20 protein-coding genes and 1 tRNA gene are annotated in these 25,536 nt (G+C 68.9%); 7 read left to right on the top strand and 14 right to left on the bottom strand.

Going from position 1 to position 25,536, the window contains the following annotated elements; translation table 11 throughout:
* Positions 1–3 precede the first annotated feature (3 nt).
* Positions 4–1,257 (bottom strand): MFS transporter, encoded by a 1,254-nt coding sequence (locus ACFPMG_RS15980; protein ID WP_376996115.1) that lies wholly within the window; start codon positions 1,255–1,257, stop codon positions 4–6.
* 115 nt (positions 1,258–1,372) lie between these two features.
* Entirely contained in the window at positions 1,373–2,308 is a 936-nt protein-coding gene (locus tag ACFPMG_RS15975) for a LysR family transcriptional regulator (RefSeq protein ID WP_376996114.1), read from the bottom strand.
* A 97-nt stretch (positions 2,309–2,405) separates the two neighbouring features.
* Here ACFPMG_RS15975 and ACFPMG_RS15970 point away from each other — a divergent pair, with 97 nt between their 5' ends.
* A complete protein-coding gene (locus ACFPMG_RS15970) occupies positions 2,406–2,867 on the top strand; it encodes an NUDIX hydrolase (RefSeq protein WP_376996112.1) in 462 nt (153 codons plus the stop codon).
* Here the strand turns inward: ACFPMG_RS15970 and ACFPMG_RS15965 are convergent.
* The 6 genes from ACFPMG_RS15965 to ACFPMG_RS15940 all read right to left on the bottom strand — a co-directional run bounded on the left by ACFPMG_RS15965 (position 2,830) and on the right by ACFPMG_RS15940 (position 10,846).
* Positions 2,830–3,666: an EAL domain-containing protein gene (locus ACFPMG_RS15965; RefSeq protein ID WP_376996110.1), complete on the bottom strand. Its 837-nt coding sequence runs from the start codon at positions 3,664–3,666 to the stop codon at positions 2,830–2,832. The two genes, ACFPMG_RS15970 and ACFPMG_RS15965, sit on opposite strands and share 38 nt — an antisense overlap.
* Positions 3,667–3,866: 200 nt before the next feature.
* Positions 3,867–4,967 carry a redox-regulated ATPase YchF gene (gene ychF / locus ACFPMG_RS15960; RefSeq protein WP_376996108.1) on the bottom strand — a complete coding sequence of 367 codons (1,101 nt, stop codon included), beginning with the start codon at positions 4,965–4,967 and terminating at the stop codon, positions 3,867–3,869.
* A gap of 118 nt (positions 4,968–5,085) precedes the next feature.
* Positions 5,086–5,904, bottom strand: a complete 819-nt coding sequence (locus ACFPMG_RS15955; RefSeq protein WP_376996106.1) for a TonB family protein — start codon at positions 5,902–5,904, stop codon at positions 5,086–5,088.
* A 28-nt stretch (positions 5,905–5,932) separates the two neighbouring features.
* On the bottom strand, positions 5,933–8,167 hold the full coding sequence (locus tag ACFPMG_RS15950) for a TonB-dependent receptor (protein ID WP_376996105.1): 2,235 nt from the start codon (positions 8,165–8,167) through the stop codon (positions 5,933–5,935).
* A gap of 214 nt (positions 8,168–8,381) precedes the next feature.
* The gene (locus ACFPMG_RS15945) at positions 8,382–8,786 is read right to left on the bottom strand and encodes a DUF2946 family protein (RefSeq protein ID WP_376996104.1); all 405 of its coding nucleotides are present in this window, start codon (positions 8,784–8,786) and stop codon (positions 8,382–8,384) included.
* A gap of 125 nt (positions 8,787–8,911) precedes the next feature.
* Entirely contained in the window at positions 8,912–10,846 is a 1,935-nt protein-coding gene (locus ACFPMG_RS15940) for an ATP-binding response regulator (protein WP_376996103.1), read from the bottom strand.
* Between the two features lie 138 nt (positions 10,847–10,984).
* Here ACFPMG_RS15940 and ACFPMG_RS15935 point away from each other — a divergent pair, with 138 nt between their 5' ends.
* Together ACFPMG_RS15935 and ACFPMG_RS15930 are read left to right on the top strand one after the other, a co-directional pair.
* Positions 10,985–12,004 (top strand): chemotaxis protein CheB, encoded by a 1,020-nt coding sequence (locus tag ACFPMG_RS15935; protein ID WP_137117902.1) that lies wholly within the window; start codon positions 10,985–10,987, stop codon positions 12,002–12,004.
* A 46-nt stretch (positions 12,005–12,050) separates the two neighbouring features.
* A complete protein-coding gene (locus tag ACFPMG_RS15930; RefSeq protein ID WP_376996102.1) occupies positions 12,051–13,049 on the top strand; it encodes a chemotaxis protein CheB in 999 nt (332 codons plus the stop codon).
* 7 nt (positions 13,050–13,056) lie between these two features.
* Here ACFPMG_RS15930 and ACFPMG_RS15925 read toward each other — a convergent pair whose 3' ends face one another.
* The 3 genes from ACFPMG_RS15925 to ACFPMG_RS15915 all read right to left on the bottom strand — a co-directional run bounded on the left by ACFPMG_RS15925 (position 13,057) and on the right by ACFPMG_RS15915 (position 19,008).
* A complete protein-coding gene (locus ACFPMG_RS15925) occupies positions 13,057–15,333 on the bottom strand; it encodes a CheR family methyltransferase (RefSeq protein ID WP_376996101.1) in 2,277 nt (758 codons plus the stop codon).
* Position 15,334: 1 nt separating this feature from the next.
* Positions 15,335–18,244 (bottom strand): DNA polymerase I, encoded by a 2,910-nt coding sequence (gene polA, locus ACFPMG_RS15920; protein ID WP_376996100.1) that lies wholly within the window; start codon positions 18,242–18,244, stop codon positions 15,335–15,337.
* A 101-nt stretch (positions 18,245–18,345) separates the two neighbouring features.
* Entirely contained in the window at positions 18,346–19,008 is a 663-nt protein-coding gene (locus tag ACFPMG_RS15915) for a DUF6766 family protein (protein ID WP_376996099.1), read from the bottom strand.
* A gap of 145 nt (positions 19,009–19,153) precedes the next feature.
* On the opposite strand from ACFPMG_RS15915, the gene ACFPMG_RS15910 reads away from it, so the two are divergent.
* Positions 19,154–19,687: a hypothetical protein gene (locus tag ACFPMG_RS15910; protein ID WP_376996097.1), complete on the top strand. Its 534-nt coding sequence runs from the start codon at positions 19,154–19,156 to the stop codon at positions 19,685–19,687.
* Positions 19,688–19,772: 85 nt separating this feature from the next.
* Here the strand turns inward: ACFPMG_RS15910 and ACFPMG_RS15905 are convergent.
* From ACFPMG_RS15905 to ACFPMG_RS15895, 3 genes are all read right to left on the bottom strand, one after another.
* Positions 19,773–19,849 (bottom strand) — tRNA-Arg (locus tag ACFPMG_RS15905).
* Positions 19,850–19,943: 94 nt separating this feature from the next.
* Positions 19,944–20,921, bottom strand: a complete 978-nt coding sequence (locus ACFPMG_RS15900; RefSeq protein ID WP_376996095.1) for an alpha/beta hydrolase — start codon at positions 20,919–20,921, stop codon at positions 19,944–19,946.
* Between the two features lie 13 nt (positions 20,922–20,934).
* Positions 20,935–21,948: an ABC transporter ATP-binding protein gene (locus ACFPMG_RS15895; RefSeq protein ID WP_376996093.1), complete on the bottom strand. Its 1,014-nt coding sequence runs from the start codon at positions 21,946–21,948 to the stop codon at positions 20,935–20,937.
* 171 nt (positions 21,949–22,119) lie between these two features.
* Here ACFPMG_RS15895 and ACFPMG_RS15890 point away from each other — a divergent pair, with 171 nt between their 5' ends.
* The 3 genes from ACFPMG_RS15890 to ACFPMG_RS15880 form a co-directional block, all read left to right on the top strand.
* Positions 22,120–22,311: a zinc-finger domain-containing protein gene (locus ACFPMG_RS15890; protein WP_079285642.1), complete on the top strand. Its 192-nt coding sequence runs from the start codon at positions 22,120–22,122 to the stop codon at positions 22,309–22,311.
* Between the two features lie 339 nt (positions 22,312–22,650).
* Positions 22,651–24,714 (top strand): putative bifunctional diguanylate cyclase/phosphodiesterase, encoded by a 2,064-nt coding sequence (locus ACFPMG_RS15885; RefSeq protein ID WP_376996091.1) that lies wholly within the window; start codon positions 22,651–22,653, stop codon positions 24,712–24,714.
* A gap of 356 nt (positions 24,715–25,070) precedes the next feature.
* A partial coding sequence (locus ACFPMG_RS15880; protein WP_376996089.1) for a GntR family transcriptional regulator occupies positions 25,071–25,536 on the top strand: 466 nt, incomplete at its 3' end.

Genomic DNA, 25,536 nt, shown 5'->3' with positions numbered 1-25,536 from the left:
CCGTCAGGCCTTGGCTTCCGCCGCCAGGGCGGGGGCGGGCTTCTCGGCGATCGGCCAGTTGACCACCGCGGCGGCAAAGGCCAGGGCCACGCTGGCCCACCACACCACGTCGTAGGAGCCGATGCGCTCGTACAGCACGCCGCCCAGCCACACGCCGAGGAAGCCGCCCACCTGATGGCTGAGGAAGGCGAAGCCGTAGAGCATGCCGAGATAGCGTGTTCCGAACATCAGAACGACGAGGCCGGAGGTCGGCGGCACGGTGGACAGCCACAGCAGGCCCATCGCCGCGGCGTAGAGGATCACCGAAACCGGGGTGACCGGCAGCAGGATGAAGAGCGCCGTGCACAGGCCGCGCAGCGTGTAGTTGGCGCAGAGCAGCAGGCGCTTGCTCATCTTGCCGCCCAGCACGCCCGACATGTAGGAGCCGACCACGTTGAACAGCCCGATCAGCGCCATCGCCCAGGAGGCGAGGCCGGGGCTGATCCCGGCGGCGGTCAGGTAGGGCGGCAGGTGCGTGGTGATGAAGGCGAGCTGGAAGCCGCAGACGAAGAAGCCGGTGACCAGCAGGACGTAGCTGCGGTGCTTGAAGGCCTGCCGGATCGTCGCGGCGAAGCCGATGTCGGCCCCGGTGACGGCCTGCGCGCTCTTCGACCCGGCCGCCCCGGCGAAGGAGGAGGCGAGCACCGGGATCATCAGCATCGAGGCGCCGAACAGGATCAGCGCCGTCTGCCAGCCATAGGCGGCGATGAAGGCCTGGCCGGTGGGGGCGAACAGGAACTGGCCCATCGAGCCGGCGGCGGTGGCGACACCCATCGACCAGCTCCGCTTCTCCGGCGGGACGATGCGGCTGAAGCCGGCGATGACGATGCCGAAGGACGCCCCGGCCAGACCCAGACCGATCAGCAGGCCGGAGCTGAGATGCAGCATCAGCGGCGTGTCGGCGTAGGGCATCAGCGCCAGCCCCAGCGCGTAGAGAACGCCGCTGATCCCCAGCACCAGCGCCGGGCCGTAGCGGTCGCAGAGCGCCCCGGCGAAGGGGGTGCCGATGCCCCAGACCAGATTCTGGATGGCGATCGACAGGGCGAAGACGTCGCGGCCCCAGCCGTGCGCCTCCGACAGCGGTGCGGTGAACAGGCCCATGCTGGACCGCGGGCCGAACGCCAGCATGGCGATCAGGCAGCCGCAGGCGATGACGAATCCCGGCGTCCGCCAGGAGCGGGGCGAAGGCGCCCCGCCCGCCCGGTTGCTGGTGTCCAAGTTATCCTCCCTCGGCGCGGGCTGTGGCCGGTGCGGCAACGCTGGCCCGCGTCTCATCAGGGTCACACGATAAGCGTGCGCCGGGCGTGCATCAAATTCACAATGGGAAAGAAGGTTATTCGGCCGCGGAATGGCAGGGCAGGGGCAAAGGCGCCTCGTCAGCCGGGGGCAGCAGGTCCAGCAGGCTGTCCTCCAGCACGTCGAAGACGGGGCCGATGCGCCCGGTGAAGCGGCCGCGCAGCAGCCACACCGCGACGGTCAGCGCGAAGTCGGGGGTCTCCAGCGGCCGCACCTGGGCGGCGTGCAGGGTTGGGGCGATCAGCCGCAGCGGGGCCAACCCGAATCCGACGCCGCGGGCGACCAGCGACAGCAGAAGCGACTGGTCGAACCCCTCCACCGTGACGTTCAGCGCCGGGCCGTGCTGCGCCATCGCCCGGCCCATGGCGGTCCGGTACTGGCAGCCGTCGGGCTGAAGCACCCAGCCCACGGCGTTCATCGCCGGCAGCGTCCAGTCCCGCTGCCCGGCCAGCTCGGCGGAGGCTACGACCCGCACCGGCTCGCGCGAGATGCAGACGGCGTCCAGGTCGTCGGGCGGCGTCTGGGCGTCGTGGGTCAGCACCAGCGCGCCGTCCAGCGTGCCGTTGCGCACCTGCTCGACCAGCGGCGTGCTCCAGTCCGAATGCAGGCGGACGGTCAGGCCGGGGAAGGCGGCGCGCAGCCGGTCCAGCGGATGGTGCGCGGCGATGGCGGTCAGCACATGGGCCACCCCCAGCCGCAGCAGCCCCTGGGGCTGGGCGGCCCCGGCGAAGGCGTCCGACAGCTCGTCCGTCGCCTTCAGCACCCGGTGCGCGTGGGCCAGCGCCATCTCGCCGTCGCGGGTCAGGGCCAGCGGCTTGGTCTGGCGGTCGAACAGGGACACGCCAAGCTCCGCCTCCAGCCGCTGGATCAGGCGCGAGACGGCGGACTGGGTCAGCCCCAGCCGGTGCGCGGCCTCCTGCACCGACTGGGCTTCGGCCACGGCGACGAAGGTGCGGATCTCGTTGAGCTTCATGGCGGCGTCCGGGGCGGCGGTTCGTTCGGCCTCTTGGCCACTGGTATCCGACTGTCCCCCTGGGTTAGCGTCGGGTCAAGCGCAACGAGGAGCCGCCATGTCCAGCACACCCCCCGCCGACCGTTCCGGCCGCGAATACCCCGACCGTCCCTGGGTGGGGGTGGGTGCCGTGGTGTGGCGCGGCGACCGGGTTCTGCTGATCCGCCGGGGCCGCCCGCCGCGGATGGGGCAGTGGAGCCTGCCCGGCGGCGCCCAGTCTGTGGGCGAGACGGTGTTCGAAACGGCGGTGCGCGAGGTGCTGGAGGAAACCGGCCTGCACGTCGTGCCGACGGAGGTGGTCACGGTGGTGGACGCCATGACGCTCGACGACGCCGGGGCCGTCCAATACCACTACACCATCGTCGAGGTGGCGGCGGAGAGCCCGGACGGCGAGGCGATCTGCGCCGACGATGCCCTGGAGGCCCGCTGGGCCACCATCGACGAGGCTGCGGAACTGACCGAATGGGACGAGACGGAGCGGGTCATCCGCCTGTCGGCGTCGCGGCGAGCCGCCGGATGAAGTCTGGAACCTGCGCCGTGTCCAGGGGCTTGGCCAGCAGATAGCCCTGGATGCGGTCGCAGCGGTAGGCGCGCAGGTAGAGAAGCTCCTCGTTGGTCTCCACCCCCTCGGCGATCGCCTGCATCCCCAGCGCGTGGGCGAGGTCGATGATGGCGCGCACGATGGCGGCGGCGTCGCGGTCCTGCACCATCGCCTGGGTGAAGTGCTTGTCGATCTTCAGCGCCTCGACCGGCACGCGGCGCAGCAGGGACAGCGAGGAATAGCCCGTCCCGAAATCGTCCAACACCAGCCGCACCCCGGCGCCGCGCAACTGCGTCAGCACCTCGCGCGAGGACTCGCTGTGCTCGAACAGGGCGGTTTCGGTGAGTTCCAGCTTCAGGTTGGCGGCGGGCAGGCCGGTTTCGGCGAGGATGCCCAGAACGGTGCGGGCGAAGCCGGCGTCTTCCAGCTGCCGCGCCGACAGGTTCACCGCCACCGGCACGTCGGCGATGCCGTCCTGCATCCAGCCCGCGGCGGTCTCGCAGGCGCGGCGCACCGTCCACTCGCCCAGGATGTGGATGGCGTCGCTGGTTTCCGCCATCGGGATGAAGACGTCAGGGGGGATCACTGTGCCGTCGTCGAGCCGCCAGCGTGACAGCGCCTCGAACCCGGTCAGCCGCCCGCTGTGGGTGTCGGCCTGCGGCTGGAAGGCCAAGCGCAACTCGCCGTGTCGGATGGCGTCGCGCACGCGGTCGGAGAAGGTGCCGGCACCCGGCGCGATGGCACCCGGCGCGATGGTCGCGTTCTGGTTCACCGCCATATCCCCTCCGGTCCGGCCCTCGGTTGTCGCCCATTCCAGTGGACTTAACAGCCGAAGTGAGGCTTGTTAACCATATCTCAGGGGTATTTAAGCGGTTTTTCTAGATTTACGAAAGAGTTAACGGATTTCTCGGCGGTGATAAGATTGGGAGGCGTTAACCCTTCTCCCCCGGAGAGGAGAAGGGTTTCGCGGCTGCCCAATCAAACGTTGAAGCGGAAATGGAAGATGTCGCCATCGTTGACGACGTACTCCTTGCCTTCCTGCCGCATCTTGCCGTTGTCCTTGGCGCCCTGCTCGCCGCCCAGCGTGACGTAGCTGTCGAAGTCGATGGTCTCGGCCCGGATGAAGCCGCGCTCGAAATCGGTGTGGATGACGCCCGCCGCTTCCGGGGCCTTGGCGCCGCGGCGCACGGTCCAGGCGCGGGCCTCCTTCGGGCCGACGGTGAAGAAGGTGATGAGGTCGAGCAGCTGGAAGCCGGCGCGGATCAGCTTGTTGAGGCCGGTCTCCTCCAGCCCGAGGGATTCCAGGAACTCCTGCTTCTCGGCGGCGTCGGAGAGCTGGGCGACCTCCGCCTCGATGGCGGCGGAGATGACGACCATGCCGGCGTTCTCGGCCTTGGCCTTCTCGGCGACCTTGGCGGTCAGGCTGTTGCCGGTGGCCGCGGAAGCCTCCTCGACGTTGCAGACGTAGAGGACCGGCTTGGCGGTCAGCAGCATGAACTGCTTGAAGACCGGCTTCTCCTCCTCGCTGATCTCGACGACGCGGGCCGGCTTGCCGTCCTGGAGGACCTTCAGCGCACGCTCCATCAGATCGGCCTTGATCTTGGAGTCCTTGTCGCCGCCCTTGGCCTTCTTCTGGAGGCTGGTGAGCTGGCGCTCCAGGCTCTCCATGTCGGCGAGCATCAGCTCCGTCTCGACCACCTCGGCGTCGCGCAGGGGATCGACGTTGCCTTCCACATGGGTGACGTCGTCGTCCTCGAAGCAGCGCAGGACGTGGACGATGGCGTCCACCTCGCGGATGTTGGCGAGGAACTGGTTGCCCAGCCCTTCACCCTTCGAGGCGCCGCGGATCAGGCCGGCGATGTCGACGAATTCGAGCTGGGTCGGGATGATCTTCTGCGACTTGGCGATGGCCGCCAGCTTGTCCAGCCGCGGGTCGGGCACGCCGACGCGGCCGACGTTCGGCTCCTTGGTGCAGAAGGGGAAGTTCGCCGCCTCGGCCGCCTGGGTGGCGGTCAGCGCGTTGAACAGGGTCGACTTGCCGACGTTCGGCAGGCCGACGATGCCGCAATTGAAGCCCATGGGGGTGCTCGCCGTCGGAAATCTCGGGAATTGGGGCGCTTTATCCTACGTGGAGCCGCAAAGCGCAAACGGGAAGTGGGGGTGGGCAGGGTTGAGCGCCGCTTCCGGTGCGCCGGATTCACCGCGGGCGGAACAGGAAGGGCACGGAGAAGACGCGGTCCTCCGCCGTCAGGCTGGGCGGCGGGGCGGGGAAGGGAGACGCCCTGCGCACCGCGGCCAGGGCGGCGCGGTCCAGCGCCGCGTCGCCGCTCGACGCCAGGATGGAGGCGTCGAGCACCTCGCCCGCCGTGCCGAGGGTCAGCTTGACGGTGGCCTGCCCACCGCCAACCACCTTCTCCGGCTTGTGCCGCCCGATCCAGGCCCAGACCTGTGCTCCGTAATCCACCACCGCGCCCCGGCTGGCCGAGACCGCCTCGACCGCCGCCGCGTTGCGACCAGTTCCGGTTCCAGTTTCGGCGGATGGCGTCGGTGATGGGCTTGGAACGGGTGCGGCCTGCGGTTTCGGCGCCGCCTTGACGGGCGGCTTCGGCTTCGGCAGTGGCTTGGGCGGCGGGGGAGGGGGCGGTTCCGGTGCGGGTTCCGGGGTCGGCTCCGTCGGCTCCAGTGCCGGGGGCACCGGTTCCGGCGCTACCTCCGGCTCGGGTTCCGAGACCGGTTCCGGAGCGGGGTCCTGCTGCGGCTCGCTTTCGGGTTCGGGCTCCGCTGCCGGCGGCGGGCCGCTGTCCGCCTCGGAGGCCACCAGCATCACCTCGATCACCGGGGTGATGGTGTTGTTCAGGCTGACGGCGCCGGTCTCCTCCGCGACCGTGCCGGGGGCCGCTCCGGCGGCGGACAGGAGGACGGCCAGGACGCCGGCGTGCAACGTCCCGGACAGGGCGAGCGCCCCCAGCGGCCGGCGGGCCGGCTGGGGACGCTCATGCAGGCGGATCGCGCGCAAGGCGGGGCGCCTCGTCAGCCGGCCTCCATCAGAAGGCCATGGTCAGGCCGAGGTTGAAGGACCGCCCCATGCCGGCCAGCGCGCCGATCGGCTGGCGGTTGCCGCTGGCGCGGAAATCGCCGTAATCGACGCCGCCCAGTGGCAGTTCATAGTGGGCGTCGAACAGGTTCTCGATTCCGACGTCCGCGCGCAGGTTGCTCCAGACATAGCTGGTGCGCAGGTTGACCAGGGCGTAGCTGGGGGTTTCCGGCTCGTTCCGCCCGGAATCGACCAGGACCTTGCGCCCGACCATCTGGAACTCCAGGACGCTGCTCCAGTCGCCCAGCCGGTGGCCGAGGTCGATCGTCCCGTTCAGCGGCATGATGTGATAGAGGTCGCGCCCGGTGTCGAGGTTGCGGCCGCGGACGTAGCTGACCACGGCGCCCACCGTGAACTCGCCCAGCCGCTCGTCCTGGTGGACGATGCTGCGGCCCTCGGCGTTGATGCCGTACAGCTCGGCGGTGTGGTTGGCGAAGCGCAGCTGGACGAAGCCGTTCGACAGGGTGCCGATGCGGTCGGCGTCGATGAAGTTCTCGACGTGCGAATAATAGGGCGTGACCTTGACCGACCAGCGCTTGGCCTCGGCGTCCTGCCAGGCGGCGGTGGCGCCGACCGTGTAGGCGGTTTCCGGCTTCAGGTCCGGGTTGCCGACATAGCCGTTGGCGTCGCCGTACCAGCCGATCATCGTGGAGGACATGCCCCCGGTGCCCCAGGCGAACCGCTCGTACAGATTGGGCGAGCGGGTCTTGCGGGCGAAGCCCAGCTCGTAGCGTTCCGACGCGGACGGCGCGAAGCGGAGCAGCGCCGTGGCGTCGACGTTCACGTCCGTCTTGGAGCGGTCACCCCGGTTGAAGGCGGTGGCCGCAGCGGCGTCCGGGTTCGCCATGCCCATCATGCCCATGCCGATCGTGTTGGCCCAGGAGTAGGGCTGGACCGGCCCGTTCTCCATCCACACCACGTCGTTGCGCACGCCGAGCAGCGAGGTCCAGGCCGGGGTCCAGCGCTTTTCCCATTCCGCGAAGGTGCCCAGCCGGTCGCGCCGCGCGTCGTTCAGGTTCACGAAGGTCAGCGGCGACATCATCGCCGCCCCGGCGACCGGCGGCCACCAGTCGTCGATGCGGTAGCGGACCAGCTCGTTGCCGACGCGCAGCGTGTCCTGCGCTGACAGCGGCACTTCCGCCGAGACGGCGTAGCCCATCTCGTGCGAGTCCGTGTTCATCGGCATGCCGCCGCGGTCGGCGCCGCCCTTGTCGTGCAGGAAGTTCATGGCGTGGACGGTGCGCTGCCAAAAGGCCCGGCCGTCCAGCGTGCCCCAGTCGAATTCGCCCTTGTAATGGCCGTTCAGGGTGGTGCCGCGGTTCAGCGTCATGTCCATGCGCTGGTTCGCGAAGCCGGAATAGGGCGAATACTGGTAGCCGCCGGACAGGGTGATCTCGTGCCCGTCCTTGCGCGCGCTGGCCGACAGGGCGTGGTTCTGCACGTTGTAGAGGGTGGAGCGGACCTTGTCCCCGTTGCCGTCCTCATAGTCGTCCGCGCGGCTCCAGGCACCGGTGTAGCGCAGGCTGAACCGCTCGGTCGCCGCGGTGGTGGTGCCGGACAGGGTGGTGCCGTTGCCGTTCGACCGGTAGACGGTGGACAGGCTGCCCTCGCCGTGGATCGGCTCGCCGGGCTGGGCGTAGACGGCGGGTTTGCTGGTCACCGAGATGGTGCCGGCGATGCTGTCACCGCCTTTGCTGACCGGGGTGACGCCGGCGATCGCCTCAATGGCGCCGATGACGGCGGAGTCGGCGTAGGACAGCGGCGCGTTCATGTGGTTGGCGCAGGCGGCGGTCATCGGCATGCCGTCAACCTGGACGCGCACGCGGTCGTCGGCTAGGCCGTTCAGCGCCGGCAGGCTGGAGAAGCCGCCCGCGCTGTAGAGCGACACGCCCGGCAGGCTGCGCAGCAGCGCCGCGGCGTCCGGGCTGGCGAGCTTGCGGCTGGCGATCCCGGCGGCGTCGAGCGTGCCGGCGCCGAGCGGCTGGGACAGCCCCTTCTCCGGCGCCGTGGCGGCGGGTGCGGTCTCCGTCTCGACCGGGACGGCGGGCAGGGCCTGCGGGGTCTGGGCTGCGGCCGGCGCGCCGAGAGCGGCGAGGACCGCCGTCAGAAGGGCGGTGGAGGCGAGGAGGCGGTTGGACAAGCGGGGGGCGTTCGCCGCGGCGGCGGCGGTGGTCAGGCGAATCATGGGGCGCTCGTTCTCGAATCGGACGAGGGAAGATCGGCGCAGCCGTGCCGTCCCGCCCGGCCGCCGATCCGCGCGACAATCGGCGCAAGGGATCGGGACCGGCGGGTTGCGGTGCGGAGGCTGGCGTGAGGAATGGTGTGGGCACGGCCGGGAGGGCCGCGCCGCCGGGCTCAACAGCCGGGCGCGGCGATCACAGGGCGCGTGCCGAGGGTGGTCAGACGAGGGCCGGGGGCGCCCGGGCCTTCAGCCGCGACAGGAACCAGCCGGCGGCGATGTGCTGGCCGGGCAGCCCGATGGAACTGTGGGCGACGACGGAGACCGGCAGCACCACCGTCAGAAGCGGCGGCGGCGCGGTGAGGCTGGCGACCAGCCCGCAGACCGGGCAGTCCTCGCCCATGGACAGCGTGGGTTTGCCGTCCGGAAGCAGGGACTCAGGGGGTGGGGCGTCGGGGAGGGCGATGGAGGCCATGCCCTGCGGCGTGCAGATCATGACCGTTTCGCCGGTCGCGGCGTTGGCCACCGGAATCAGGAAGGCCCAGCCGAGAAGCTGCAGAAGCAAAGCGACCCCGCCCGCCATCACGGCGGCGCGGCCCAGCCTGCGTCCGATGTTTCCGAGCAAAGCCGGCATGTCCCGGGCGAACCCCAAATCCGAGTGAGGGGCTACGCTAATCAGGCTAGGCCGAAGGAACAAGGGACGATTGGTCGCAGCCCCCGTGTCGGCGCGCCACCGTCAGGAGGACAGGATCAGGAGGGCAAAACCTCACCCAGCGCCCCGGCCAGATCCGCGGGCAGCACCGGCTTGTGCAGCAGGCGGCAGCCGAGCGACATGGCCTCGCGCAACCGCTCCGGGGCGGTGTCGCCGGTAATGATGATGCCCGGCACCGGCCAGCGCTGGCGCACCAGTTCGACCACCGAGCGTCCGGAGTCGCCGCCCGGCAGGCGGTAGTCGGTCAGCACCACATGGGGGCGCCGCAGGCTGGGCAGCGTCGCGGCCAGTTCCCCCGCCGAGGACACGGCGACCACCCGCAGGCCCCAGCGTTTCAGCATCATGGTCATGCTGCGGCGGACCTGCTCGTCGTCCTCCACCAGCAGCACCGTGCGCCCTTTCAGCCGCGGCTCCCGGTTGGCGACCGGGACCGCCACGGCGCCGGCCTCCGGCTTGCGGGCGTAGGGCACCGTCACCGAGAAGACCGAGCCCGAGCCGACCCACGAGCGCAGCGTCACCTCCGTTCCCAGCAGGCGGGCGATGCGCGACACGATGGACAGGCCCAGCCCGAAGCCCTGGGTGGCGTTGCGCTCCGGGTTTTTGAGCTGGCGGAACTCCTCGAAGATGGCCTCGCGGGCGTCCTCGGGGATGCCCGGCCCATTGTCCCACACCTGGAACTCCACCCCGTCCGCCCGGCGGCGGCAGCCCACCAGCACGCGCCCCTTGGCGCCCGTTTCCTTGGAGTGGCCGTGCGCGATGGCGTTGGACAGCAGGTTGCGCAGAAGCCGTTCCAGCAGATGCGGGTCGGTGCACACCGCCAAGCGGCTGGGCCGGCAGCGCAGCTCGATGGACGAGGCCTCGGCCACGCCGCGGAACTCCTCGGCCAGACGGGTCATCAGGGCCGTGGGCGAGAAGTCGCTGACCGACACCTCGATGACGCCGGCCTCCAGCCGGGACAGGTCGAGCAGGCCGCTCAGCATGCCGTTCAGGCTGTCGATGGAGGCCTTCAGCCGGTTGAGCGATTCCTGGGCGATCGGGTCGGCGCCGACCGACCCGAGCAGGACATGGGCGTAGAGGGCCGCCGCCTGGATCGGCTGGCGCAGGTCGTGGCTGGCCGCGGCGAGGAACTTGGTCTTGGCCCGGTTCGCAGCCTCCGCCGTCTCCTTCGCTTGCTTGAGCTGCTCCTGCGTCCGCTTGCGCTCGGTCACGTCGCGGAAGATTACGGCAATGCGGCGCTGTTCGGGGTCACCGACCTTGAAGACGTAGAAGTTGATCCATTTCTCCAGCGGCCCGGCGTACAGCTCCGTCCGCGTCGATTCCCCGTCCCGCGCCGCGCGGCCGAACACCTCGTACCAGTGGTCCTCGAAGGCCGGGCTGATCTCGCGCAGCCGCCGCCCCACGAAATCCTCCCCGGTCATGCGCCGCGCCGCGGGATTCATCTCAAGATAGAGGACGTCCACCGGCCGGTCGCCGTCGAACAGGACATCGGCCAGGAGGAATCCCTCGTCCATCGCCTCGAACAGGGTGCGGAACCGCCGCTCGCTCTCGGTGAGCTGGGCCGTGCGCTCCTCGACCCGCTGTTCCAGATCGGCGTTGGCCTCCTCCAACTCCTCGGTGAGGACCTGAAGCTCCTCGTAGGAGGTCTGGAGTTCTTCCGACAGATGGCTTTCGTCCCGGCGGAGCGTGTTCAAGCGCTGGTCGGAATCGGCCAGGGCGTCGAGCAGTTCCGCCCGGCGGGTTTCCGACGCGATGAGGCGTTCGCGCAACGCGGCGATCTCATGCCGCTGCGCGGTCATCTCCTCTTCGATCTGAATCCGGTCGGCCGCGAGAAGGCGGGATTCCTCCTGCGCGTCCTCCGCGGTCACCAGGGCCTGTTCCAGGCTCCGGTCCAGCTCTGCGATGCGCTGGAGCAACACGTCGCGCTCGGACTCGCGCTTCTCGTCCCCCGCGCGGATGGATGCTGATCTGTCCAAGCTTCCCCCTCGCTGGGAAAGAATGATTGCACAGACCGCACAACACGGCGCGCATGAAAAAGTTATAGGACCAAAGCCGGAATTTCTCGGCCAACACGCTGTTGTCACAACGCATGCAAAAACTGTTGTTCCCTAATCATGGATAAGAGGGACATCCTGGCCATCGGGGCCTCTGCCGGCGGTATCACCGCCTTGCGGAGGCTGTTCGCGGCGATGCCGCGCGACGTGACGGCCACGGTCTTCGTCGTTCAGCACATCGGCGCGACGCACAGCGTGCTGCCGGTCCTGCTGTCGCGCGCCGGCTGGCTTCCCGCCTTCCATCCCGAGGATGGGGAGCCGGTGCGGGAGGGCTGGATCCACGTCGCCCCGCCCGATCACCATCTGCTCGTCAGGAACGGCTGCGCGCTGGTGCGCCGCGGCGCGCGGGAGAACCGCTGCCGGCCGTCCATCGATCCGCTGTTCCGGTCGGTGGCGGTCGCCTACGGCGTGCGGGCGGTGGGGCTGATCCTGACCGGCACTCTGGACGACGGGACCGCCGGGCTGCGCGCCGTGAAGCGCTGCGGCGGGCTGGCGATGGTCCAGGACCCGGACGACGCCGAATGGCCGGGGATGCCGCGCAACGCCCTGCGGCACGTTTCCGTGGACGCCTGCGCCCCGCTGTCCGACCTGTCGGCGCTGCTGGGCCGCCGGCTGACCGAACCGTCCGGCCCACCGGTGCCGGTTCCCGACGACATCGCGATGGAGGCGCGCGTCCCGGAGAACGAGTTCGACGCGGTGCCGGAACTCACCGCCGCCGTCGGCAAGCCGAGCACGCTGAGCTGCCCCGATTGCGGCGGCAATCTGGTGGAGGTCGAGGATGGGCCACTGCTGCGCTTCCGCTGCAAGGTCGGGCACGCCTACGGTCCCGCGACGCTGGCGGAGTCGCATCGGGAGTCGATTGAGCAGGCCATTTGGGTCGCCCTGCGCACCCATCAGGACCGCGCCATCATGTTCCAGCGCTTGGCCGAGCGGGCTCGCGAGCATGGCCACCCCACCGTCGAGGCCAACTGGACCCGGTCGGCGCAGGAGGCCGAGCGGACCGTGGCGATGCTGAAGGAGGTGCTGTCGAAACAGGGCCAGGAATTGGCGGGCAGCCTGGCCGAGGAAGGAGAGGATTGATGGGACGAACTCCAGCCGATGCGGAACGGGCAAAGGCTGGGACCCCATGACGGATGGCCCCCTGATCGTGATCGGCGCGTCGGCGGGCGGGTTGGAGGCGCTGGAAGCTTTGGTCCGGGACCTGCCGCCCGACCTGCCGGCGGCGGTGTGCATCGTCCTGCACATCGGCGACCGGCCGAGCGCGGCGCCGTCGATCCTCGACCGGGCCGGGCCGCTTCCGGCCAGCCACGCCCGCGACCGGGAGCCGCTTCGCGCCGGCCGCATCCATGTGGCGCCGCCGGGTTGCCATCTGGTGGTGGAACCGCCCCGTTGCCTGCGCCTGTCGCGCGGGCCGCGCGAGCACGGCACCCGCCCCGCCGTCGATCCGCTGTTCCGGTCCGCCGCGCGGGCTTGCGGACCGGCGGTCATCGGCGTGGTTCTGTCGGGGTCGTTGAACGACGGCACGGCGGGCCTTGCCGAGATCAAGCGTCGGGGCGGCATCGCCGTGGTGCAGGACCCCGCGGACGCGCGGCACCCCGGCATGCCGCGCAGCGCGCTCGACCACGTCGCGGTCGATCACTGCGTGCCGGCGGCGGCCATGGGTGCGCTGCTCGCCCGGTTGGCCGCGGAACGCGATGCGGAAGCCGCACCGCCCGCGGCATCCAAGGAGGCACCTATGGAAGGCATGTATGATTTGAACAGGCCGGCCGCCCTGACCTGCCCGGATTGTGGAGGGGCGCTCCGGGAGACCAAGGTGGACACACTGCCCTATTTCACCTGCCACATCGGCCACCGCTATGGCGCCGACAGCATGGAGGAGGCGCAACTCCACAGGATGGAGCAGGCGTTCGAGGTGGCGTTGCGGGCTTTGAACGAACGCGCCGACCTGTGCCGGCGCCTTGCCGAGACGGCGCAGGGCATGGGGCAGGCGCTGTCGGCCAAGCGGTGGGACGAGGCCGGGCGCGAGGCGCGCGAGCGCGCGGAGGTGCTGATCCGCTTCCTGGGCGAGGAGTGGATTCGCCCCTCCATCCACCTCGGAAGCGGCGGCGCGCCCGACCGGTTCTGACCGCTCCTTACTCCACCTGCGCCTTCTCGCCGCCCTCGGCGCCGAGATGCTGGCGTTCGGTGGTGTCGTGCACGATGGCGACGAGGATCGGCGGCTGTTCCCCGCCGAAATGCTGAAGGCAGACCTCGACCGGATGGGGGCCGCGCTGGCTGCCCTGCATCACCGTTTCGAAGACCACCTCCTGCTTGTCGCCCGAGAGTAGCGGGGCCACGAGCGCCCGGAACCGCTCCGCCGGCACTTCGGGCATCAGGTCGTGGACGGCCAGCTGCTTCAGATGCTCCAGCTTGTAGCCCAGCTTGGTCTCGGCGCCGCGGTTCACCAGCAGGAAATGGAAGCTGGACGGGTCCAGGAAATAGACCTCGTTCAGGGATTCGCCGATGACCCGCCCGAGATAGCCGGCGAAGGCTTCGGTCCGGGTCTGTTCGGTGACGTCCTCAATGATCAGGACGACGCCGCGGGCTTCCCGCGCCTCGTACAGCAGCGGGGAGAGCCGGACCCGGCAGGTCACCGCGCGGCCGCGCCGGTCCACGGCGTTGAGCATGACGGGCGTCTGCGGCGCCTCGCTGTGCAGGACCCTCTCCAGATCGAGGCGGAGCCGGTGCACCGGCAGGCCGATGTCGAGGTCGAGGAACTCCTCGTCCTGCACCTCCTCGGCGCGCAGGCCCCACATGTTCTCGCCCCAGCGGTTCCAGGAGCGCACGCGCAAATCCTGGTCCAGAACGATGATGCCCACGTCCATGCTGCGCAGGACCGATTCCGAGTAGCGGCGGAACTCCCCGGACTCCTCGCCCTGGCGGCGCAGCTCCTCGTTGGCGACCTCCAACTCCTCGTTCGCGGAGCGCAGCTCCTCGTTCATGGTCTCCAGCTCCTCGTTGGTGGACTGGAGTTCCTCGTTGGTGGTTTCCAACTCCTCGTTGGTGGACTGGAGTTCCTCGTTGGTCGTCTCCAGCTCCTCGTTGGAGCTTTGCAGCTCCTCGATCGTCGTCTCCAGGCTCTCCTGGGCGGCCTCCAGCTCCTGCTGCACCTGGAAATGCCGGCTGGTGTCGGTGAAGCCGAGCAGCGTGGCGAAGGGCTTGCCGTCGCGCCCGTAGAGCAGGGAGATTTCAATGGTCAGGCGCATCGGCTCGCCCGGCGGGCGGGCGAACTCCTGATGCTCGATGCGCACCACGCGCCCGGTCTTCTGCACCTCCTCGATGCGCGAGCGCAGCTCTGCCGGGCGGTAGGAGATCGACAGGTCCTGGAACGGGCGGCCGATGTCGATCTCGCCCACGTCGAGAAGGCGCCGGGCCATGGCGTTGGCGAAGACGAGGATGCCGTCGCCGTTGACCGACAGATAGGCGGTGGCGCTGCTGTCCACGATGCCTTCCATCAGCCGGCTCTGGAAGCTCTGCCGGTGGTTGTTGTGCTCCGGCGCGATGGTCAGGCTGCCGCCCAGGCTGCGCCGCCATTCCTGCGGCACCTTGCGGAAGATGCGGCTTTTCAGGTTCACCGGCTCGAACATCTTGGAGCGGGCGAGCTGGGTCTCGGCCTTGCCCAGGAACAGGACGCCGTCGTTGGTCAGCGCGTAGTGGAGGCGCGGCAGAACGATGTTCTGGGTGTCGCTTTCCAGATAAATCAGCAGGTTGCGGCAGACCAGCAGGTCGATGCGCGAGATCGGGGCGTCGGTCACCAGATTGTGCCGCCCGAAGATCACGCATTTGCGCAGGTCGCGCTGGAAGACGTAGTGGTTGTTGGTGCGCTCGAAATACCGGTCCAGAAACGCCGACGGCACGCTTTCCACGTCGCGCGGCGAGTAGATTGCGTGCCGGGCGGTGTTCAGCGCCGCGTCGTCCAGATCGGTGGCGTAGATCTTCACCCGGTTGATGAAGGCGTCCTTGCCCAGCGCCTCGGCGAGCAGCATGGCGAGGGAATAGGGCTCCTCTCCCGAGGCGCAGCCGGCGCTCCAGATGCGGATGGGATCGCGGTCGGAACGCTGCGCCAGGATCTGCGGGACGACGTCCTTCCGCAGCACGTCCCAGGAGTCGGTGTCGCGGAAGAAGGAGGTCACGTTGATCAGCACGGTGTTCAGAAGATGGATGAATTCCTGCGGGTCGGCTTCCAGCAGGCCGTGATAGGCGGCGAAATCCTCGCAGCCGGCCTCCTCCATCCGGCGGCGGATGCGCCGCTGCAGGCTGGTGCGCTTGTAGCCGCGGAAATCGAGGCCGCGGCTCTCCTGGATGTAACGGATCAGCGCCTCGAATTCGGGGTCGGCGGGTTCCTTGGCGCTGGTTTCCTTGCCGGACATCTCAATGCGCCTCGTCCCAATTGCCGCCGATCCCGGCCTCCGCCACCAGCGGCACGCCAAGCGTCGCGGCGCCCTCCATGACCGAGCGCACCAGGGCGGCGGCGCGTTCGGCCTGATCCTCCGGCGCCTCGAACAGCAGTTCGTCGTGCACCTGGAGCAGCATGCGGACCTCGTCGAAGCCGGCGTCCTTCAGGGCGCCGGGCACGCGGGCCATGGCGCGCTTCATGATGTCGGCGGCGGTGCCCTGGATCGGCGCGTTGATCGCCTGCCGTTCCGCGAAGGCGCGGCGGGCGGCGTTCTTGTCGTGGATGCCGGGGATGTAGCAGCGCCGCCCGAACAGGGTCACCACATGGCCGTTCTGGCGGGCGAAGGCCTTGGTCGCCTCCATCCACACCTTCAGCTCGTGGAAGCGCTCGAAATAGGCCTTGATGAAGGCGTTGGCCTCGCCCGGCGCGATGCCGAGCTGGCGGCCCAGCCCGAAGCCGGAAATGCCGTAGATGATGCCGAAGTTGATCGCCTTGGCCTTGCGCCGGATCTCCGAGGTCATCTGGTCCAGCGGCACGCCGAAGACTTGGCTGGCGGTGGCCGCGTGAATGTCGATGCCGTCCTGGAAGGCCTGTTTCAGCGCGGCGATGTCGGCCATCTCGGCGACCAGCCGCAGCTCGATCTGCGAATAGTCGACGGAGATCAGCTTGTGGCCCGGTGCCGCGACGAAGGCGCGGCGGATCTTGCGGCCTTCCTCGGTGCGGACAGGGATGTTCTGCAGGTTCGGGTCGGTCGAGGACAGGCGGCCGGTGTTGGTCGCCGCCATGGCGAAGGCGGTGTGCACCCGCTCCGTCCCCTCGACGATCTGGGCCTGGAGCGCGTCGGTGTAGGTGTTCTTCAGCTTGGCGAGCTGCCGCCAGTCGAGCACGCGCTGGGCGATGACGTGGCCCTGCTCCGCCAGCTCCTCCAGCACGCTGGAGTCGGTGGAGTAGGCACCGGTCTTGCCCTTCTTGCCGGTGCCGAGCTTCATCTCGTCGAACAGGATCTCGCCGAGCTGCTTGGGCGAGCCGATGTTGAAGCTGCGCCCGGCGTGCCCATGCACCTCCTTCTCGATCTCCGCCATGCGGACGGCGAGATCCTGCGAGAGGCGGGCAAGCGCCGCCCGGTCCACGCGGATGCCGCAGGATTCCATGTCGGCGATCACCGGAACCAGCGGGCGTTCCAGAGTCTCGTAGACGGTGACCATCCGCTCGTCGACCAGCCGCGGCTTCAGCACCCGCCACAGCCGCAGCGTGATGTCGGCGTCCTCCGCGGCGTAGGCCAGCGCCTTGTCCAGCGGCACGCGGTCGAAGGTGATCTGGTTCTTCCCGGTGCCGCAGACCTCCTTGTAGGGGATGGTCGTGTGGGCGAGGTGCAGCTCCGCCAGCTCGTCCATGCCGTGGCCGTGGGCGCCGCCCTCCAGCACGTAGGAGATCAGCATGCTGTCGTCGACCGGCGACACGCGCACGCCGTGGCGGGCGAACAGCTGGTGATCGAACTTGAAATTGTGCCCGATCTTGAGGATCGCCGGGTCCTCCAGCACCTCCTTCAGGGCCTTCAGCGCGTCCTCCGCCGGAATCTGCTTCGGCGCTTCCGGCGTCTCGAAGGACAGCTCCCCGCTGGCCGCGGCGTTGGGGGCCTGATGCGCCAGGGGGATGTAGCAGGCCAGCCCCGGTTCCGTCGCCAGCGAGATGCCGACCAGCGTCGCCGTGGCGGGGGTCAGCGAGTTGGTCTCGGTGTCCACGGCCAGGACGCCGGTGGTGCGGGCGCGCTCCAGCCAGACGGCCAGCGCGTCGAGGTCCTGCACCAGCTCGTAGCGCTGCTCGACGTCGGTCGGCGGGGCGGGGCGGCTGCGCGGCGCGGCGGCCTCCGCCGCCGGGGCGGGGGAGGGGGTTACCGTCCTGGCCGGGCCGGCGGACGGCGTGGCGGAGGAGGGGACCGCGCCGTCGGCGATGGTGCCGTCCTTGCGCATCTCCGCCTCGACGCGGCTGACGATGGTGCGGAAGCCCTGGGCGCGCAGGAAGTCGATCAGCTTCTGGTGGTCGGGCTCGCGGACGCGCAGCTCCTCCAGCGGCTTCGGCGGCGGGGCGTGGTCGTCCAGCAGGACGAGGCGGCGGGAGATCCGCGCCTGCTCCGCGAAGTCGATCAGCTTCTGGCGGCGGGCCGGCTGCTTGATCTCGCCGGCGCGGGCCAGCAGCGATTCCAGGTCGCCGTATTCGGTGATGAGCTGGGCGGCGGTCTTCACGCCGATGCCCGGCACGCCCGGCACGTTGTCGACGCTGTCGCCGGCCAAGGCCTGCACGTCCACCACCCGGTCGGGGGCGACGCCGAACTTCTCGAACACCTCGTCGGGGCCGATGGGCTTGTTCTTCAGCGGGTCGAGCATCCGCACGCCGGGGCGGACGAGCTGCATCATGTCCTTGTCGGACGACACGATGGTGACCTCGCGCCCGGCCTCGTTCGCCAAGCGCGCGTAGGTGGCGATCAGGTCGTCGGCCTCGTAGCCCTCCAGTTCCAGGCAGGGCAGGCAGAAGGCCTCCGTCGCCTCGCGGATCAGGGCGAACTGGGGCTTCAGCTCCTCCGGCGGCTCGGGGCGGTGGGCCTTGTATTCGGGATAGAACTCGTTGCGGAAGTTCAGCCGCTTCGAATCGAAGACCACCGCCACGGCGGAGGCCTTGAGGTCGGCCAGCAGCTTGAGCAGCATGTTGGAGAAGCCCAGCACCGCGTTCACCGGCGTGCCGTCCGGGCGGTTCAGCATCGGCAGGGCGTGGAAGGCCCGGAAGATGAAGCCCGACCCGTCCACCAGATACAGGCCGCTGCCGTCCCCAACGGGCGCGGGGGCTTCGGTGACGGTCTGGAGCGTGTCGGTGGTCTTTTCGTCGGACATGATGCGGCCTCTTCCCTTTGGGGCGTTACCATGGCCGAAGGCGGCCCGAGAGTCGAGCGTGGCCCGACGCCGCCGAAGGCCGGTCGTGAAGGGCCGGGCGGTCAGTCGCCGGTTTGGCGGTTGGGGGCGGCGACAGGCTTGGATTCGGGGGAGCCGCGCTCGCGCAGATAGATGCCGAGCACGACCAGAACCCCCATGGACAGGAACTCGCTCTGCCAGTTCTGGAAGCTCTCGTACCAGAATTCCGGATCGACGAGGGTTTCACCCATGGTCCGGATGGGCTGGTGATGCCACGCCGCCTCTTCGTTCGAGCGCCGCGTGCTGCCCGCCAGATGCAGGACGAAGGACATCACGAACAGCGTCACCAGCGCGATGCTGAGCGAGTGGGAGTAGAGCCGCAGCAGCAGCCCGCCCCGGTGCACCGGCCAGGGTGCGTCGGGGTCGCCGCGCCGCCGCTCGGGCGCCTCGTCCTCCGGGTTGGCCTCTCCCGGCTTCTTGGATTCCGAGGAGCCCTTCTGGACCAGGATGGCGGTCAGCAGCACATAGACCGACATCTGGAGGAACTCGCTCTCCCAGTTCTCGAAGGTCGCCGACAGGAAATGGCCGGTGGTCAAATAGTCGAGGAAGCCGACGTGCGGTTGGGCGTGCAGGCGAAGCTCCTCCGCCAGGGCCCGCCATCCGGCCAGCACCTGCCCGACGATCGAGACGAGGAACAGCCCGAACAAGGCGACCGATAACCCGTTGTCCCGCAGGAAGCGATGCATGTGCTGCACCTTGATTCCGATGCCACGCCCTGGTCCGTCAACGCTCGGCGGCGCCAGAGGTTTCGCCGGCACCCGTGCCAGGAACCTCGAAAGGCCCGGTCCTGTTGATCGATGGTCCCACACAACAACCTTTGGTCCAGTCACCATGAACCGATATGCCGCCGGAGCCATCGCCGGACTGGCCGGCACCGTCGCCATGACGGCGGCCATGCGCGCGATGTTCCGCGCCCTGCCGGAGAAGGACCGTTACCCCTTGCCGCCGCGCCTCATCACGGACCGCGTCGTCGGCCCGACCGGGCTGATGGACGCGCTGGACGAACCGGAACGCCGCGACCTGACGCTCGCCCTGCATTACGGCTATGGCGCCGCCGCCGGAGCGCTGTATCCGGCGGTCGCGCAGCGGATCGGCGGACCAACGGCAGTGACGGGGATCGGCTACGGCCTCGCGGTCTGGGGTGCCAGCTATCTGGGGTGGATTCCGGCGATGCGCATCCTGACTCCCGCGACGCGCCATCCTCGCGCGCGCAACAGTCTGATGCTGGCCGCGCATGTGGTGTGGGGAGGGGTAACGGGGGTCACGGCCGCGTATCTGGTGGGTGGGGGAAATCAGAGCCGAGCCGGTGCGGAGCCGATGGCGGGCGCTCGCGGCCATGCCCCCGCTGTTCGGGAGCTGGCATAGCGCTCCCACAGCGATACGGGGATGCAAACGGGCATGTGAATAAAAAAAGGCCTAGCCCGCATTGCGGCTAAGCCTTTGAAATCGCTGGCGGACCCGAATGGATTCGAACCATCGGCCTCTGCCTTCGGAGGGCAGCGCTCTATCCAGCTGAGCTACGGGTCCATCATCAGCGGAGGCGCACCATAGCGAAAAGCCTGACCGAGTGCAAACACTCCTTTCGACATTTTTACACCCCGCCGGGGCGGCCCATTCATGCCTACTTCGCGGCCAGGAGGCTGCGGTTGCGGTCGGCGCCGCTCGCCAGGGGCTGCTTGGGATTCTCGATCCAGGCGGCGATGTCGTTGACCACCACCTGCCCCTTCAGGTCGCGCAGCAGCATGTGCCAGCCGTCGGGATACACCGCCACCACATGCCGCCCGCCGGTCTCGAACTCCTGGACCGCGCGGTTGACCGGGGTCTTCGGCAGCACCTCCTCGTGGGCGCCGTAGAGCACCAGGGACGGCACCGACAGATGGCCGCAGGCGGCCAGGGCCGTGCCCATCAGGTCGGTCAGCCCCTCCAGCGCATCGACGCGGGAGCCTTTGATGACCAGCGGGTCGCGGCCCAGGGCGCGCAGCATCTCGATGTTGTCGGACGCCTGGATCTTCAGTTCCTTCGGCGGGTGCACCACCATCCCCGGCACCATGGTGTAGCTGAGCCAGAGCAGAGCCCGCGGGAAGAAACCCATCGCGTCGCGGCCCCAGACGGCGGGCGCGACCAGGATCGTGCCGTTCACATTGGGCGGATTCGGGCCGGTCATCGCGGTCAGCACCACAGCACCGCCCATGCTCTCGCCCATCAGATAGACCGGCAGGCCGGGGTGGCGGGTGTGGATCTGGGACACCGCCGTCTTCAGGTCGGCCACCAGCGTGTCCGTTCCTGGCCAGATGCCGGTGTTCCGCGTGGCGCCGAACCCACGCTGGTCGTAGGCGTAGACGGCGATCCCCCGCATGGCGAGGCTGCGCCCGGCCCCTTCGAAGGCGTTGGAATAGTCGTTGTAGCCGTGCAGGGCCAGCACCACCGCGCGCGGCGCTCCGCCTTCGGGCAGCCAGCGCCGCAGCGGCAGTTCGAAGCCGTCGGCGGCGGTCAGGGCGTTGTCGGTCAGGGCCGGCTCGGCTACGGGAAGGCCCATCGGCTGATAGGCCGCGGTGCAGCCGGACAGCAGAAGGCCGATCCCGACGATCAGTTTCGCCATCCGGCCTACCGCCCTACGCCGCATTGTGCGCGATCTCCTTGCGGGCGTGCGCGCCGCCGGTCAGTTGCAGGAAGATGTCCTCCAGGTCCGATTCCTCGGTGCTGAGATCGACGACTCCCAGCCCGGCCTCAATCAGCGCGGCGAGGATGCCGTCCACCCGCTGGCGGCTCGGCTGGTAACGGACGATCAGGCGCCGCGGCTCGGCCAGTTCGGCGGTGAAGGCGGACAGCTCCGCCGGCACGGCGTCCAGGTCACGGTCGACCAGCACGGTCAGCGCCTTGGCGTCCACCCGGCGGAGCAGCGTGGCGGTCGGCTCGCAGGCCACCACCGTGCCGTGGTTGATGATGGCGATGGAGTCGCACAGCTCCTGCGCCTCCTCCAGATAGTGGGTGGTCAGCAGCACCGTCGAGCCCTCGCGGTTCAGCTTGCGCACATGCTCCCACAACTGGATGCGCAGTTCCACGTCCACGCCGGCGGTCGGCTCGTCCAACACCAGGACGGGCGGGGTGTGGACCATCGCCTTCGCCACCATCAGCCGCCGCTTCATGCCGCCCGACAGCGACCGGGCGTAGGCGTCGGCCTTGTCGCGCAGACCCACGGCTTCCAGCAGTTCCTCGGTCCGCCGCTCGGCCTTGGGGACGCCGTAGAGGCCGGCCTGAAGCTCCAGCATTTCCCGAGGGGTGAAAAAAGGGTCCATGTTCAGTTCCTGGGGGACCACGCCGATCGACGCCCGCGCTTGCCGCGGATGGGCGTCGATGTCGGTTCCCCAGATCGACACCGTGCCGCCGGTCTTGTTGACCAGTCCGGCCATGATGTTGATGAGCGTGGACTTGCCCGCCCCGTTCGGTCCCAGCAGCCCGAACACCGCCCCGCGCGGAATCGCCAGATCGATGCCCTTCAGGGCCTGCTTCGGACCGGACTTGCCGGCGGCCTGATAGGTCTTGGTGAGGCCGCGCACCTCCACGGCGTAGGCGGGGACGGTGTGGGCGGGCAGGGCGGCGTCGTTCAGCGGGGCGTTCGCAACCATGGAATCGAAAGGGCCTTTCCAGTCGTGCCCCGAGTCCGAACCCCCGGGGTCGATCACTGTCCAATCACTTGATCCGTCCGGCGCGTTGGGTATGATCCGACCCCGCGCGCGTGCCTCATTCGGTGGGCATCTTAACGATGGCGTTAACGCGCGCGTGTGTCAAAGCGGAGGATGTCTGCCATGCAGCCAATTGAAACGATCGAAGTCGAGACTCTGACCGTCGGATGCGACGGTGGTGGTGGCGCGCTCGGCCACCCGCTGGTCTATCTGACGCTGAGCGCCGAGGGGAAAGTCGAATGCCCCTACTGCTCGCGCCACTTCGTCCTGAAGGAAGGCGCCAAGACGGGCACGCACGGTCACTGAACCCGGCGGCGCCTCTTACAGGGCGGAAATCCCGCGCGCAGCAAGGGCCGGAGCGATCCGGCCCTTTTCGTTTGCCAATGACCCGAACCGATGATCAGGGCCGATTCTGTGGCCTTTCCGCCACCCGACGCTGCGGCGATGCAACGTCCGGGCGGGATGGGTCATATGCCGCTTTTATTGCAATTGTGAAAAATATAAAACGAACCGCCTTGACGCGCGTCGCGATCCGCCTTCTACTTTTTTGCGGCGCAAAAGAGGCGTCCATCGCAATTGCCCGCTCAGGTCCTTCGCATGCTTTTTCCTGAGGCCAACGCTCTCGCGCCAGATGAGGCCCGGTCCATGAGCCAAGAGACGGAAGAGCAATACAGAAGTATTTTCGAGAACGCGGTCGAAGGCATTTACCAGACCACGGTGGACGGGCGTTATCTGCGGGTCAACCCGGCGCTGGCAAGGATCTACGGCTACCGGTCGCCGGCCGACCTGATCGACAACCTTACGGACATCGCCGGCCAGCTCTACGTCGATCCCGGCAAGCGCGAGGCCTTCGCCCGCCTGATGGCCGAGCGCGACGTGGTGCAGAGCTTCGAGGCGCGCGTCTTCCGCAGCGACGGCTCGATCATCTGGATTTCGGAGAACGCGCGCTGCGTGCGCGACCCGCAGGGCCGCATCCGCTATTACGAAGGCACCGTCCAGGACATCACCGAGCGCAAACAGCACGAGGAGAAGATCCGGCTGCTCGCCACCGTCTTCGACAGCGTGGCCGACGGCATCCTGATCGTGGACCCCGACCTGTCGGTGCAGGCGGTCAACCCGGCCTACGAGGTGATGACCGATTTCCAGCGGGAGGCGCTTCTCCACCGTCCGCTGGTGATCTTCGCCCCCGGCTCGCACGAGCGCGCCTTCATCGACGACATCTGGCGCACGGCCCGCACGGAGGGGCGTTGGCAGGGCGAGGTGACCAGCTTCCGCCATTCCGGCGACGCCTTCGCGGCCTCGCTGTCGGTCACGGCGGTGCGCGCGCCGGGCGGGGCGCTGGAACACTATGTGCTGACGCTCGCCGACATCAGCCAGCGCAAGGACCAGGAACACCAGATCCGCTATCAGGCCAGCTTCGACCGGCTGACCGACCTGCCGAACCGCTGGCTGGTCTGCGAACGGCTGGAGGAGGCCATCGCGCGCGCCCAGCGCATGCGCACCAAGGTTGCCGTGGCCTTCCTCGACCTCAACCGCTTCAAGCAGGTGAACGACACGCTGGGCCACCATGCCGGCGACGATCTGCTGAAGCTGGTGGCCAAGCGGCTGCGCAACTGCACCCGCGTGTCCGACACGGTGGGCCGGCTGGGCGGCGACGAGTTCCTGATCGTGGCGCCCGATGCGGTGGACCGCGCCGCCGGCGCCCGGCTGGTCGAGAAGGTGCTCTATTCGATGGGCGAGCCCTTCGCCGTCCACAACCAGGAACTCTTCTGCGGCGCTTCGATCGGCGTCGCCTTCTTCCCCGACGACGGCGAGACGGCGGACCAGCTCCTGCGCAACGCCGACCTCGCCATGTACCACGCCAAGCGCAACCCGGAATGCAAGTTCGTCTTCTACGAGGCGGGCATGCGGGAGCGCACCGGCTTCACGCTGGGGCTGGAAAGCGACCTGCGCCGCGCCGCCGCGACCGGCGAGGAGTTCGCGCTGCATTTCCAGCCCAAGGTGGACATGCCGCAGCGCGGCTTCCACCGGGTGATCGGGGCGGAGGCGCTGATCCGCTGGCACCACCCGGTGCGCGGCCTCGTCAGCCCGGCGGAGTTCATCCCGCTGGCCGAGGAGACCGGCCTGATCTGGGAAATCGGCGCCTGGACCCTGAGGGAGGCCTGCGGCCGGCTGGCCGGCTGGCTGGCCGCAGGGCTGGACATCGCGTCGGTGTCGGTCAACCTGTCGCCGCGCCAGTTCCAGGACGCGCGTCTGGTGAACTTCGTCCGCGATGTCGTGGACCGCAGCGGCGTGCCGCCCGAACGGCTGGAGCTGGAGTTGACCGAGGGCGCCATGATCGGCGACATCGAGAAGGCGGTGACCATCCTGCACGGGCTGAAGGGGATCGGCATCCGCCTGTCCATCGACGATTTCGGGACCGGCTACTCCTCCCTGGCCTATCTGAAGCGCTTTCCGATCAACACGCTGAAGATCGACCGCAGCTTCGTCCGTGACATCGTGCAGTCGGCCACCGACCCGGCCATCGTCAACACCATCGTGAATCTGGCCGACAGCCTGGGCTTCGACACCATCGCCGAAGGGGTGGAGACGGAGGAGCAGGCGGACATGCTGCGCCGCCAACGCTGCACGCGCATCCAGGGGTTCCTGATCAGCCGCCCGCTGGACGTGGACGCCTTCGAGCGCTTCCTGGCGGAGAACGTCGGGTAGCCGGCTCCCGCGATTCAGCCTCCATCGCCGGAATCTCCTTCCGACAGCGCGCCGTCCCACCGACTGCAGCGGCGGGACGGCCATGTCATCGGCACGCAAATCGGCACGCAAGGGGATGGGGTTCGTCGTCCCTCACGCCTCCGCAACCCTCGCGGGACATTCCCCTCCATTCCAAGTCCGCTCGTGAAACAGTTCGCTGAGCGAACATAATCGCTTGCGGGCTAGTGGTATCTGGTATACCGTATCACCAATCCAAGCCGCTTCCCTTCTCCGGGGCAACGAAACCGCGGCCCAAACCCCTTCAGCCGGGGGCCCTCCCACGCGAGGGGAAAGAAGAGTCAGGGACGGGAACAGCCATGCAGACGATGAGTTTCTCGGTCGCGCCACTGGATCAGGGGATGAGCTTCAAGGCCAAGGCCTACCAAGCGTTGCGCCAAGCCATCACCCAGATGGACATCTACGGCGGGCCGAGCGAGATCCGCCTCGACGAGCGCCAGCTCTGCGAGGCGCTGGGCGTCAGCCGCACCCCGGTGCGCGAGGCCATGGCGCTGCTGGAGCAGGAGGGCTTCATCCGCTCCATGCCCCGGCGCGGCATCTTCGTGGTGCGCAAGACCAAGGCGGAGATCATCGAGATGATCACCGTCTGCGCGGCGCTGGAGGGCATGGCCGCCCGCCTCTTCGTCGAGCGCGCCGACGAGCGCGGCATGGCCGACCTGCACGCCACCTTCGACCGCTTCGCCGAAGGCGAGCTGGCCGACCACGTGCTGGAGTATTCCGACGCCAACGTCGCCTTCCACCAGTCGATCATCCAGGCCTCGGGCT

Origin of the sequence: Azospirillum himalayense (assembly GCF_042657465.1) — a bacterium.
GTDB lineage: Bacteria > Pseudomonadota > Alphaproteobacteria > Azospirillales > Azospirillaceae > Azospirillum > Azospirillum himalayense.
The sequence above is the reverse complement of the archived record's forward strand: the minus strand, read 5'-3'. Positions and strand labels throughout refer to the sequence as shown.